Source organism: Rahnella woolbedingensis, from assembly GCF_003602095.1.
Lineage (GTDB): Bacteria > Pseudomonadota > Gammaproteobacteria > Enterobacterales > Enterobacteriaceae > Rahnella > Rahnella woolbedingensis.
Genome location: NZ_RAHH01000024.1, coordinates 51,841 through 64,760, shown reverse-complemented (window position 1 = coordinate 64,760; position 12,920 = coordinate 51,841). Strand labels below are relative to the sequence as shown.

12 protein-coding genes are annotated in these 12,920 nt (G+C 54.8%); 6 read left to right on the top strand and 6 right to left on the bottom strand.

All coding sequences use genetic code 11. From position 1 onward, the window contains the following. The first annotated feature begins 16 nt into the window (after nt 1-16). From efp to D6C13_RS18780, 3 genes are all read left to right on the top strand, one after another. Nucleotides 17-583, top strand: a complete 567-nt coding sequence (gene efp / locus D6C13_RS18790) for an elongation factor P (RefSeq protein WP_120134206.1) — start codon at nt 17-19, stop codon at nt 581-583. Between the two features lie 94 nt (nt 584-677). After that, complete coding sequence (locus D6C13_RS18785; RefSeq protein ID WP_013573743.1) at nt 678-806, top strand: entericidin A/B family lipoprotein; 129 nt, start codon at nt 678-680, stop codon at nt 804-806. A 118-nt stretch (nt 807-924) separates the two neighbouring features. Further along, complete coding sequence (locus tag D6C13_RS18780; RefSeq protein WP_120134205.1) at nt 925-1,059, top strand: entericidin A/B family lipoprotein; 135 nt, start codon at nt 925-927, stop codon at nt 1,057-1,059. Nucleotides 1,060-1,142: 83 nt separating this feature from the next. Here D6C13_RS18780 and blc read toward each other — a convergent pair whose 3' ends face one another. The 5 genes from blc to frdA all read right to left on the bottom strand — a co-directional run bounded on the left by blc (nt 1,143) and on the right by frdA (nt 5,106). Beyond that, nucleotides 1,143-1,667, bottom strand: a complete 525-nt coding sequence (blc, locus tag D6C13_RS18775; RefSeq protein ID WP_120134204.1) for an outer membrane lipoprotein Blc — start codon at nt 1,665-1,667, stop codon at nt 1,143-1,145. Nucleotides 1,668-1,788: 121 nt separating this feature from the next. Then, nucleotides 1,789-2,148: a fumarate reductase subunit FrdD gene (gene frdD / locus D6C13_RS18770; RefSeq protein WP_120134203.1), complete on the bottom strand. Its 360-nt coding sequence runs from the start codon at nt 2,146-2,148 to the stop codon at nt 1,789-1,791. 9 nt (nt 2,149-2,157) lie between these two features. Further along, entirely contained in the window at nt 2,158-2,568 is a 411-nt protein-coding gene (frdC, locus tag D6C13_RS18765) for a fumarate reductase subunit FrdC (protein ID WP_120134202.1), read from the bottom strand. 11 nt (nt 2,569-2,579) lie between these two features. Beyond that, nucleotides 2,580-3,305 (bottom strand): succinate dehydrogenase/fumarate reductase iron-sulfur subunit, encoded by a 726-nt coding sequence (locus D6C13_RS18760; RefSeq protein ID WP_425272726.1) that lies wholly within the window; start codon nt 3,303-3,305, stop codon nt 2,580-2,582. A gap of 1 nt (nt 3,306) precedes the next feature. Continuing rightward, complete coding sequence (gene frdA, locus D6C13_RS18755) at nt 3,307-5,106, bottom strand: fumarate reductase (quinol) flavoprotein subunit (RefSeq protein ID WP_120134200.1); 1,800 nt, start codon at nt 5,104-5,106, stop codon at nt 3,307-3,309. A gap of 280 nt (nt 5,107-5,386) precedes the next feature. Here frdA and epmA point away from each other — a divergent pair, with 280 nt between their 5' ends. The 3 genes from epmA to D6C13_RS18740 all read left to right on the top strand — a co-directional run bounded on the left by epmA (nt 5,387) and on the right by D6C13_RS18740 (nt 9,448). Then, nucleotides 5,387-6,364, top strand: a complete 978-nt coding sequence (epmA, locus tag D6C13_RS18750; protein WP_120134199.1) for an elongation factor P--(R)-beta-lysine ligase — start codon at nt 5,387-5,389, stop codon at nt 6,362-6,364. Nucleotides 6,365-6,629: 265 nt separating this feature from the next. After that, nucleotides 6,630-7,997, top strand: coding sequence for a nucleobase:cation symporter-2 family protein (locus D6C13_RS18745; protein WP_120134198.1), 1,368 nt, complete (start codon nt 6,630-6,632; stop codon nt 7,995-7,997). A gap of 92 nt (nt 7,998-8,089) precedes the next feature. Then, nucleotides 8,090-9,448 carry an 8-oxoguanine deaminase gene (locus tag D6C13_RS18740; RefSeq protein WP_120134197.1) on the top strand — a complete coding sequence of 453 codons (1,359 nt, stop codon included), beginning with the start codon at nt 8,090-8,092 and terminating at the stop codon, nt 9,446-9,448. A gap of 83 nt (nt 9,449-9,531) precedes the next feature. Here D6C13_RS18740 and mscM read toward each other — a convergent pair whose 3' ends face one another. Next, nucleotides 9,532-12,900 (bottom strand): miniconductance mechanosensitive channel MscM, encoded by a 3,369-nt coding sequence (gene mscM / locus D6C13_RS18735; RefSeq protein ID WP_120134196.1) that lies wholly within the window; start codon nt 12,898-12,900, stop codon nt 9,532-9,534. Nucleotides 12,901-12,920 lie beyond the last annotated feature (20 nt).

The window sequence follows — 12,920 nt, the reverse complement described above, 5'->3', positions numbered from 1 at the left end:
TTATTAGAGGGCCATCATGGCGACTTATTCTAGCAACGATTTCCGTCCGGGTCTTAAAATCATGTTCGAGGGCGAGCCTTTCGCAATCGAAGACAGTGTGTTTGTAAAACCAGGCAAAGGTCAGGCTTTTGCGCGCGTTAAAATGCGTCGTCTGTTGACCGGTTCCCGTGTAGAAAAAACTTTCAAATCTACTGACTCATGCGAAGGCGCTGACGTTGTAGATACCAACATGACTTACCTGTACAACGACGGTGAGTTCTACCACTTCATGCACCCTGAGACTTTCGAGCAGCACGGTGTTGAAGCTAAAACCGTTTCTGAAGCGTCAAAATGGCTGCAAGACAACGCAGAATGTATCGTGACTCTGTGGGATGGTCGTCCTATCGCTGTTCAGCCACCGAACTTCATCGAAGCCGAAGTTGTGGAAACAGATCCTGGCCTGAAAGGTGATACCGCAGGTACCGGCGGCAAGCCAGCGACCCTGAGCACCGGCGCTGTGGTTAAAGTGCCATTATTCGTGCAGATCGGCGAAATCGTCCGTTGTGACACCCGCTCTGGCGAATACGTTTCCCGCGTTAAATAAGTTTCAATACTGATAACGTCGGATGAAAGCTGCCGCAGGTGAAAGCCTGTCGCAGCTTTCCAGCCCCAACTTGTTGAATTGGATTGTGTTTACCATGTTGAAGAAGATGATGTTTATCGTAGTTTCAGTGATGTTGCTGGCTTCGTTATCCGGTTGCAACACGGTTCATGGTTTCGGTGAAGACATCCAGCATCTGGGTGGCGCTATTTCCAAAGCAGGCTGATCCCTTCAGCCTCGTTTTACCAACTGTCCTAAAATCCCACCTGTTTTCTTCTATATCCAGAAAGTTAGCTACACTTAAGGTGTCGTACTTTACATTCTCTTATAGGAAGGAAATTTATATGCTGAAGAAAAGTATCCTCGCTGTTTTGTCTGTTCTTATCCTGTCTTCTGCGTTAACTGCCTGCAATACCACGCGTGGCGTGGGTGAAGATGTTTCCGCCGGCGGGCAAGCGATCCAGAAAAGCGCACAATAACGGCGAATGATGTGAAGTAAGCTGAAATCTGCCTGCACTTTGATGCAGGCAGTGTTGTTTCTGGCGTCCGGAAATAACAGAAATTAAGGCTGTTTCACCCACACCAGTTTGCTGGTATCGAATCCGTATTGCTGCGCGGTTTGCAGAAGATGTTGCTTCACGCCGTCATCCAGCGTCGGGGTACGTGACAGGATCCACAAGTAGCTTTTATCCGGGCCGCAGACCAGCGCGTACTGGTAATCTTTATCCAGCTCAATCACGTTATAGCCGCCATAAAACGGGCCAAAGAACGACACCTTGAGTGCCGCACGTGCGGTTGAACCGGTGAAGTAACCTTTACCCTCGCTTTCCTGCCATTTGTTCTTCTGCGGATTAAAACCACGGTTGATGACTTTCACACCGCCATCGTCACGCAGGCTGTAATTGGCTGTGACACGCTCCAGCCCGCTTTCAAAACTATGATCCAGTCTGGCGACTTCATACCAGGTTCCCAAATAGCGGGTGAGTTCGAAGTTATTGACGACTTTGACGTCTTTCGGTGGGGTGACGCTACAGGCAACAGACATGAGTGCTGTCACGATGACGCCGAGTTTTGACCAGATACGCATAAAGTTTCCTTCCTTAGGATTTTCTCTAAGTCTAGGTAACAAAAAGGAAAAGGGAAATACAGAGATAAGAATGAAATCAGCGGCCAGAGAAATGGCCGCTGGAAAGTATGATCTTCAGGGATCAGAGACGGATCAGCACGATTAAAGTGATGATACTTAAGATCGTCGCCAGTCCGTAGAACACCCATTTTGCAGCCGGAACGTGGATCTTCAGGTCATGCATAGAGTGATGGATCCGGTGAAGTCCGCACCAGATGGGCAGCACGATCATCAGCAACAGGAACAGACGCCCGATCCCGCTCTGCGCGAACGCCAGCACGCGCGGATAACTCAGGGCATCACCCGGGAAGAAACCCAGCGGCAGCAGGAAGCACACCAGCAGAATCATCACCGGCGCGAAAATCGCGCTCCACATGCCGCCTGCACCAAACAGTCCCCAGAACACCGGCTCATCTGAACGTTTAGGAAGAGTATTTTTCATGTCGCCTCCTTAAAGAAACAGTGCGATGACGAGAACAACCAGCGTCACGACGATAGTCACACCCCAGAAACCGGCGATGATCGGCTCCGGCCCCATTTTTTTACCTTTCACCATTACGACCGAGGCTTTTGGCGCCAGTTCGAACCAGGTTTTGGTATGCAGTAAGGCTGCAAGCAGGGCAATCAGGTTAATCAGCATGACCACCGGATTTTGCAGAAAATGCACAAAACCCGCCCAGCTTTCCGGTCCGTTACGTAACGAGAAAACCCCTGCCAGCAACAAAAGGCTGAACCAGACAGCCGGCACCGCCGTACCTTCGCGCAGCATGTAGAAACGGTAGAACGGTAAGCTTTTCCACCAGTTGGCTTTCATCTCACGCACGTAGGGTTTACGTTTGCTGCCCGTACTTTGAGTCGTCATATTTTCCTCCCTCATTGCGGTCTCAGCCTCGCTATCATGAAGTCTTTGGAGCTTTCGACTTTGCCTTGCTGAATGGCTGCGGCAGGGTCAACGTGCTTCGGACAGACTTCGGAGCAATAACCGACAAACGTACAGCTCCAGACCCCGTTCTGACCGTTTAACTGCGGCATACGTTGCGCCCTGCCGTGGTCGCGGTTATCGAGGTTGTAGCGGTGCGCCAGCGTGATAGCCGCCGGACCAATGAATTGTGGATTCAGACCAAACTGCGGGCAGGCGGCGTAACATAAACCGCAGTTGATGCAGCCGGAGAACTGATGGTACTTCTCCATTTGCGCCGGGGTTTGTTTACCCGGACCTTCACCGACGGTACGGGTATTGCCGATGATGTAGGGTTTGATGGCTTCCAGGCTTTCGATAAAGTGGGTCATATCAACCACCAAATCGCGCTCGACCGGGAAATTACCCAGCGCCTCTATCTGCATACCGTCCGGATATTCACGCAGGAAGGTTTTGCAGGCCAGCTTCGGCACACGGTTCACCATCATGCCGCATGAGCCGCAAATCGCCATACGGCACGACCAGCGATAGGAAAGGTCGGCGGCCAGATGGTCTTTGATGTAGCCCAGAGCATCGAGCAGGGACGTTGTTTCATCGAAAGGCACGTCATACACCACCGGATGCGGCGCGCTGTCCGTTTCCGGGTTATAGCGCATGATTTCAACCTTCAGGCTGCGCATTTTAGCCACGTGATTGCTCCTTATCTTTTTTATCGTGAGTCTCAGATTCCCCGCCATACACGCGTTTTGCCGGTGGCAGCGTGGTAATTTTCACGTCGCCATATTCCAGACGTGGGGCGGAATCTGGCTGATAAAAGGCCAGGGTATGCTTGAGGAAATTCACGTCATCGCGCTCGGTGCAGCCTTCATCAAGACGCTGATGAGCACCGCGGGATTCACGACGATTGATCGCGGAGTGCGCCATGCATTCGGCTACTTCCAGACCATGACCCAACTCGATGGTGTACAGCAGATCAGTGTTGAAAACGCTGGAAGTATCCTGAATTTTCACCCGTTTGAAACGTTCTTTCAGTTCAGCCAGCTTATCGATAGTTTTCTGCATCAGCTCCGTAGTGCGGTAAATCCCGCAGCCTTCTTCCATCGCCAGACCCATTTCATCGCGGATGGCGGCCCAGCTTTCATCGCCTTCCTGCGCCATCAGTGCCGCGACGCGGTTTTCGATATCGCGAACCTGTGCGTCGAGTGCCGCGCTGTTGCCGGTGTCTTTAGCTTCAGCAGCACGCTCAGCCGCTTTTTCGCCAGCCATGCGGCCAAACACCACCAGTTCTGCCAGCGAGTTGGAGCCGAGACGGTTAGCACCGTGCAGGCCGACTGAGGAACATTCGCCGACGGCAAACAGCCCTTTGATGCGGGTTTCACACTGCGCATCGGTTTCGATGCCGCCCATAGTGTAGTGCGCGGTAGGGCGCACCGGGATCGGATCGGTAATCGGATCGACGCCGACGTACGCTTTCGCCAGCTCGCAGATAAACGGCAGACGCTCGCGCAGTTTTTTCTCGCCCAGATGACGTAAATCCAGATACACCACATCGCCACGCGGCGTTGAGATAGTGCGGCCAGCGCGCCATTCGTGCCAGAACGCCTGAGAAACTTTGTCGCGCGGACCCAGTTCCATGTATTTGTTTTTCGGTTCGCCCAGCGGGGTTTCCGGCCCCATGCCGTAATCCTGCAAATAACGGTAACCGTCTTTATTGACCAGAATACCGCCTTCACCACGGCAGCCCTCTGTCATCAGAATGCCGGAACCCGGCAGGCCGGTCGGGTGATATTGCACAAACTCCATGTCACGCAACGGAATGCCGTGGCGGAATGCCATGCCCATTCCGTCGCCGGTGACGATACCGCCGTTGGTGTTGTAGCGGTAAACGCGGCCTGCGCCGCCGGTGGCCATGACCACCGCGTTGGCACGAATTTGTACGCGCGTGCCTTCCATCATATTGATGGCGACGACGCCGCGCACCTGGCCTTCATCGACCAGAATGTCGAGGACGAAATGCTCGTCGAAGCGTTTGATTTGGGGGTATTTCAGCGAGGTCTGGAACAGGGTGTGCAGCATGTGGAAGCCGGTTTTATCTGCGGCAAACCACGTGCGTTCGATCTTCATTCCGCCAAAGCGGCGGACGTTGACTGAACCATCATCCTTGCGGCTCCACGGACATCCCCACAGTTCAAGCTGGGCCATTTCGGTCGGGCATTGATGAACGAAGTGGTCTACAACGTCCTGCTCACACAGCCAGTCGCCTCCGGAAACGGTATCCTGGAAGTGAAAATCAAAGCTGTCGTGATCTTGCGTCACCGCGGCAGAACCGCCTTCGGCCGCCACGGTGTGGCTGCGCATAGGGTACACTTTCGAAATCAACGCGATATTCAGGTTGGGATTGGCTTCCGCTGCGGCTATTGCTGCGCGTAAACCCGCCCCACCTGCACCTATAATTGCAATGTCGGCGTTAAAGGTTTGCACTGCATTCCTCCACTATCATCAATGAGATCGGGTTTGAAACACCCGCGAAAAGCTCTTCATAATCGAAGAGTTAGTAAACCCTGATGACATACAGGCGCTGTCCCAGAGGCTAGTATTCTTATTTTTTGTAAGGATATTATACCTAATAGGGAGTAGTGGTAATTTGATGTGGACGCGCATTTGGACTTTCTCTGCTGTACGCAACGCAAAATGAGATATTTGTTTGCCTGCGGGGATGCAGGTAGACTGCATGACTTTTCTGAATTCGGAGTAAATCACCATGAGCGAAACAGCAAGCTGGCAACCCAGTGCTCCCGTCGCCAATTTGTTGAAGCGTGCGGCTATCCTCGCTGAGATTCGACGTTTCTTTGCCGATCGCGGCGTACTGGAAGTTGAAACTCCGGCAATGAGCCAGGCCACGGTGACCGACATTCATCTGGTGCCGTTCGAGACACGTTTTGTCGGGCCGGGTGCGGCAGATGGCATGACGTTGTATCTGATGACCAGCCCGGAATATCACATGAAACGTCTGCTGGCTGCGGGCAGCGGACCGATTTATCAGATGGGGCGCAGTTTCCGTAATGAGGAAGCGGGCCGTCATCACAATCCTGAATTCACCATGCTCGAATGGTATCGTCCGCGTTATGACATGTACCGCCTGATGAATGAAGTGGATGATTTACTCCAGCAGGTTCTCGACTGCGATACTGCCGAAACCCTTTCTTATCAGCAGGCGTTTACCCGTCATCTGAATGTTGACCCGTTATCTGCTGATAAAACTGAGCTGCGCGAAGCGGCGGCGAAACTGGATTTATCCAACATTGCCGATACAGAAGAAGATCGCGATACGTTGCTGCAGTTGCTGTTTACCATGGGCGTTGAGCCACATATCGGGCGCGACAAGCCGACGTTTGTGTATCACTTCCCGGCGAGCCAGGCGTCTCTGGCAGAAATCAGCACCGAAGATCACCGCGTCGCCGAGCGTTTCGAGGTGTATTACAAAGGCATCGAGCTGGCGAATGGTTTCCGTGAGCTGACTGATGGCCGTGAACAGCGTCAGCGTTTCGAGCAGGATAATCGCAAACGTGCGGCGCGTGGCCTGCCGCAGCATCCTATCGATAACAATCTGCTGGATGCGTTAGAACACGGTATGCCGGAGTGTTCCGGTGTAGCGCTGGGCGTTGACCGCCTGATTATGATTGCGCTGGGTGCCGCCAGCCTGAGTGATGTGCTGGCCTTCCCGGTCATGCGCGCCTGATACGCTTCTCTGCACAGTCCTGATCTCCCGGTCAGGACTTTTTCTCCTCCCGTTTTGCCCCGTCATTGTGCGATCATGCTAAAATCGCGCATTTCATGAAACAAAAGTACCCAAATGGCGCAACACTGATTTTAAAGTTTCAGTGTCGGGTTCTTCATGCCGGACCGCGCTGTCAGGGCATTCTCCCTGCTTTAACTAAAATTTTTCTGCTGCTGGCCTGATTTATGCATTACCGGATCATCACTCATCATCCGGAATTACCGATATGTCAGAATCCAACGACAAAGAACTTCTTTATGGACTGGAAGAGCGTATTGCACCGGCACCGGCATTTTTCACCGCCATCCAGCATGTACTGGCAAGCGTAGTGGGTATTATCACGCCGCCGCTGATTATCGGCTCAATGCTCGGGCTCAATGCCTATCTGCCGTATCTCATCAGCATGTCTTTGCTGGCGTCCGGCATCGGCACATTTATTCAGGCGCGCCGGTTTATGTCGGTGGGCGCAGGGATGATTTGTCTGCAGGGCACCAGCTTTGCGTTTCTGGGGGTGATCCTCTCCGGCGGCATGATGGTGAAAGGGCGCGGCGGTTCGCCGGAAGACATCATGGCGATGATTTTCGGGGTGAACTTTGTTGCCGCATTTATTCCGCTGCTGGTCAGCCGGTTTATCGGCCAGATGCGCCAGGTCTTCACACCGCTGGTGAGCGGAACCGTGATCGCGCTGATTGGCATCAGTCTGATTAAAGTCAGCATCACCGACTGGGCGGGCGGTCATGGCGCGGCGAACTTTGGCGCACCTGCCAATCTCGGGCTGGGCGCGCTGACGTTGCTGGTGATTGTCGCCTGCAACCGTATCAACGTGCGCTGGCTGCGTCTTTCATCTATCGTTCTGGGGATTGTTGTGGGCTGTATCGCCGCGGCGCTGACCGGGCATCTCAGCGCGAAACCGTTGCAGGGCGACTGGTTCGCTTTGCCGCAGTTGTTCCGCTTCGGTTTCAAATTCGACTGGATTATTTTCGTGCCGATCGCGCTGGTGTCCTTTATCAGCATTCTGGAAGCCGTGGGCGATCTGACTGCCAACTGCATGTTATCGCAGCAGCCGATTGAAGGGGAAAGCTTCCGTAAACGTCTGAAGGGCGGCATTCTGGCCGACGGTATCAGCTGTCTGATCGCCGCTGCATTTTCGTCGTTCCCGAACACCACCTTTGCGCAAAACAACGGGGTGATCCAGATGACCGGCGTCGCCAGCCGCTATGTCGGTATGTATATCGGCGGCGTGTTATTGGTGCTGGGCTTGTTCCCGTTTATCGGCGAAATTCTGCAACAAATCCCGGCACCCGTTCTGGGCGGCGCAACCCTGGTGATGTTTGGCAGCGTCGTCGCGGCGGGCATCCGTATCATGACTCAGTCACCGGTCGGACGTCGCGAAATGCTGATTATCGCTATCGCCTTTGGCATCGGTCTGGGCATTGAAGCCGTGCCGGATGTGCTCAGCCAGTTCCCGCCAATCGTCGGCAATATCTTCGGTCATGCCGTGACCAGCGGTGGCGTGATTGCTATCATGCTCAACTTACTGATGCCGGAAGAACGCAGCACAAGTGTTGTGGCAAAGGAAGCTAAGGTTCACTGATATCCCGCGCCTTGCGCCCCTGGATCAGCAGACAGGGCATAACTGAGCTGACTCACTTTTTGAATTTACTGACCTTAAAAAGGAAGTCAGACATGTCAGATCAACGCACGTGGATCAAAAATCCGCTGGCCGTTTTTACCGCTAATGCACTCGATGCCAGCGGCGGAATTGTTATCCAGGGGCAGAAAATCGTGGAATTGCTGACCGCCGGTCAGCAGCCTTCACAACCGGTGGATCATATTTTTGATGCTTGCGAATCTGTTCTGCTGCCGGGCCTCATCAATACTCATCACCATTTCTATCAGACACTGACCCGCGCCTGGGCGCCGGTGGTCAACGTGCCGTTATTCCCGTGGCTGAAAAAACTGTATCCGGTCTGGGCGCGTTTGCAGCCCGAAGCGCTGGGACTGGCAAGTCGTGTGGCGATGTCTGAACTGCTGCTTTCCGGTTGTACCACCACCACCGACCACCACTATCTTTTCCCGCAGGGGATGGAAGAGGCCATCGACGTGCAGGTGGATGTCGTTCGGGAACTCGGCATGCGTGCCTTACTGACCCGCGGCTCGATGAGTCTCGGTGAGGAGCAGGGCGGTTTGCCACCGGAGCAAACGGTGCAGTCTGGCGAGGTGATTCTGCGCGACAGCCAGCGCCTGATCGACCGATATCATCAGCGTGGCGAAGGGGCGTGGATGCAGATTGCGCTTGCTCCGTGCTCACCGTTTTCCGTCACCACCGACATTATGCGCGAAAGTGCGCAGATGGCGCAGCGCGAAGATGTCCGGCTGCATACGCATCTGGCGGAAACGCTGGATGAAGAGCAATTTTGCCTGAAAATGTTTGGTCTGCGGACAGTCGATTATCTGGAAAGCGTCGGCTGGCTGAGTGACCGGACTTGGCTGGCGCACGGCATTCATTTTAATGACGACGAAATCCGGCGTCTGGGCGCTGCGGGAACCGGTATCTGCCATTGTCCGGTATCGAATATGCGGCTGGCTTCCGGCATGTGTCCGACACGCGATCTGGAGACCGCAGGTGTGCCGATCGGTCTGGGGGTTGATGGTTCTGCTTCGAACGATGCCTCGAATCTGATGTATGAAGCGCGGCAGGCGCTGTATCTGCAACGTCTGAAATATGGCGCGGAATATGTCACGCCGGAAAGAGTGCTGCGCTGGGCGACGCGCGGCTCGGCAAAACTTATCGGACGTGATGATATCGGTCAGATTGCTGTCGGCAAACAGGCCGATCTGGCGCTGTTTAAACTCGATGAATTACGCTTTAGCGGCAGTCATGATCCCATCGCCGCGCTGTTATTGTGTGGCGCAGAAAAAGCCGACCGGGTGATGGTCGGCGGAAAATGGCGGGTTATTGACGGTGAAATTGTCGGCATGGATATCAAATCACTGATATCCCGGCATCGTAAAGCGGCGGCGGCGCTGATAGCCAATCTGTAAATCCTGCATGTAAAATCGGGGCGTAAAAAAGGGCAGAGGAATCTGCCCTTTTTGCTGTGCCTGTTACGGCTATAAATCGACCGTTACAAATCACCCGGTGAGCGCGAGCTGTTTCCGCTGCGTCCACTGCCGCTGCTGTTGGTAAACGTCGCGTTATTACCGTTTTGCGCACGATGCAGTGTTTCCATACGCACCTGGAATGGCGGGAACGGCAGGGTAATGCCGTGTTCGCGGAATCCGGACAAGATCAGCTGATGGATTTCATGGCGCAGCGGCATACGGTGCGCCATCTCAGCGGCATGCATACGTAATTCGAAAATCTGGATCCCCTGCTGCAAATCGACCAGATAAGCTTCCGGTGCAGGCACATCCAGCACCAGCGAGCAGCGGTGCGCCGCATTAAGCAGAATTTCCGTCACTTCTTCGCTGTTGGCTTCTGACGGTGCCGGAACGGTCAGCACCACACGGGTCACGGAATCCGACAGCGACCAGTTGATGAACTGCTCTGTGATAAAGGCCTTGTTCGGCACGATGATCTCTTTGCGGTCCCAGTCTGCGATCGTGGTGGCGCGGGTGTTGATCTTGGTGATGCTGCCGGTGAGATTACGGATCGTCACGGTATCGCCGATACGGATCGGTTTTTCAAACAAGATGATCAGGCCGGAAATAAAGTTAGCGAAGATCTCCTGCAAACCAAAGCCCAGCCCGACACCGAGTGCGGCGACCAGCCATTGTAATTTTGCCCATTCGATGCCGATCAGCGAGAAGCCGGTCAGGCCGCCAATCAGCAGCAACACGTATTTGGTCACGGTCAGCACGGCATAACCGGTGCCCGGCGTCAGATCCAGATGTTGCAGCAAAGCCAGTTCCAGCAATGCGGGCAGATTACGCACCAGCTGCGTGGTGATAATCAGCACCAGTATGGCGATCAACACCGATCCCAGCGTGATCGGCTGCATGCTCTCGACGCCCTGCACGCTGGAAGAAACCTGCCACAGGTGGATATTCTCCAGGAATGAGAAGGCTGAATGGATCTCCGACCACAGGAAGATCACCGAGATCAACGCGATTAACGTCAGCAGCGAACGAACGAGGCGCAGTGATTGCGCGGAGATCGCATCCAGATCGACCACCGGCTCTTCCACTTCTACCGTACCTTCGTTACTGGTGCTGACGTGGTTTGCATCTTCTTCGCCACGGGCGCGCTGATTCAGCATTTCCGCACGGCGCTGTTTGGCGCGCTCAAAAGCGATACGGCGGCGCTGAATCAGCATCCAGCGGCGGATAATGTGATAAATCACCAGCAGGACGAACCAGATAGCGACCGACGTTTCCAGACGCGCCAGCAGCGCCTGCGATGTTGCCAGATAACCCAGCAGCGAGGCCAGCGCAGCCACAATCGGCGCACCCAGCAGCATCCACCACAGAGTGTTGTTGATGACGTTTTCGCTGTTGCCCTTTTTATCGTGATACAGCGGGATACCGGCACGTTTCAGGCTGTGCGTGACCAGTGCCACCACCAGACACAGAATGACGAAGCACAACCGCCCGAGGGTATTGGAGAATTCGCGGTCATTCAGATTATCGAAAGTAATCAGCGCCATAATCAGCGGCACCATCACCCAGATGGACAGCGCGTAATAGCGCAGTGCGCGTGAAACAGCGCGCTGCGGCCAGCCGAAGTGCGCGACAAACAGTCCCTGAGGATGTGCCAGCGCGGCGCTGACCATAAACGCCCACAGAATGGGCAGCGTGGCGGTCACACCATCGCCAATCGCTACCGCTATCGGATACGGCCAGGCACTTTGCAGCCCGAAGCCCAGCGCGGCCCACAAGACCGGCAGCGGCATCGCCACCAGAATCGACCAGAACACGGTGCGCATGGTCAGCGAGAAATGATCCTGCGTGACTTTACCGACCCGGCTGCTGGCACGTTCCAGAAATGCGTAATAGTGCCTGCGGGAACTGATACTGATAATCACCAGGATCAGCGCGCCAAACAGCGGCAGCAGCGTTTCTTTGCTGGTGACCATCATCATGAAAGCGCCGCCAAGCTGGGTCAGAGAATCCAGCGACACCAGGCGTTTCAGGTCATGCGCCACCTGTACCGGATAAGAAATGCCGATAGCGCTGACGTCCGCCACCCAGAACAGATAGCGGTGCGCCGCCTCGTGTACGTCATTCAGCGCTTCGACCAGCTGGCTGTTGGCCACTTTCAGTTTGGTCAGTTCAAGAATTTGGGTATCGCAGCCCGAAAGCAGGGAATTGAGCAGATCACGCTGCGTGCGCAGCTGAGCATCAAGAATTTTCTGCTGTGCCGCGGTCAGCGGTTTGCCATCATCCTGCCGCGCCTGACGGTAAACCGGCTGCTTATCGAGTAAATCTTCATAGTGCAGACGCTGAACGCGCAGTTGACCCATGTCGCGGTCGAGTTGTTGTGGCTTTGGCATTTCCGGCAGACGGGAAACCTGCGCCCGCAGGGTTTCTCCCAGAAGATTGGATGCACCGAGCCACTGCGCCTGTTCGCGGATGGTATTGATCGCCTGACGCACCTGCTGGGTTTGTGCGGCAGCCTGGCGCTGCTGGGAGGAAATCAGATCCATCCGCTGCGCCTGCTGATTCAGTGCCAGCGACAACTCGCGGTTGGACTGCAACTGCTGGCTGATGGAGTGCGGCAGTTCGCCACTCTGCTCGGCCAGCAGTTCGGTTTTTTCCAGTGCCTGTTCGGCTTCACGCTGGCGCTGATTATTCAGCGTATTGCGTAAGGCCTGTAATTGCTGATCCAGATAATCGGCGCGCTTTTTGTAGAGATCGGTGCGCATCCGCGACAGTTCCTGCCGGTTATTGGCAGAAAGCTGAGCCAGCTCGAGTTCATCAACTTTGGCTTTGCGTGCGGCGGATTCAGCCTGCAGCGCACTGAGTTGCGCCTGTGCGAGAGGGGACGACGTGGCTGCCGCCGTCGCCGCCTGCATCCGCTGCTCAATGTCTCCGAGCGCATTGCGTGCCTCAGACTGCTGTTGCGGGATCAGGCTGAGAGAATCACTGATATCGCGTGAGCGGTCCTGTTCCTGGCGTAACTGACGAGTTTCTTCCAACTGCTGGCTGCTGACTTGCAGAATTTGCTGCTCGAGCTGTGCGGTGGGAATGTTGTCATCAACCGCCGGCGGTTTTTCCGGCTGATTTTGTAATTCCTGACGCAGGGCCTGCGTCAGTTTCGGAAAGTCATCAATGACCTTTTGGTACTGCTCGGTGCGACCGGCTGAAACACTGGCCTCATTCAGCCAGTTGAGCGCGCTTTGCAGCGCCTCAACCACCTGTGTCTGATTGGCCATTTCTTTGTTGGCTTCCGCCTGTTTCAGTTCCTGTTTGAGCTGATCTTCAGTCGGCGCTGCACCCGCCATCAATGGCAGGGACAGCAATAAACTCATCAGCAAGGCGGGGATCAGGCGCACTCGGTCACATCCTTTTCTTA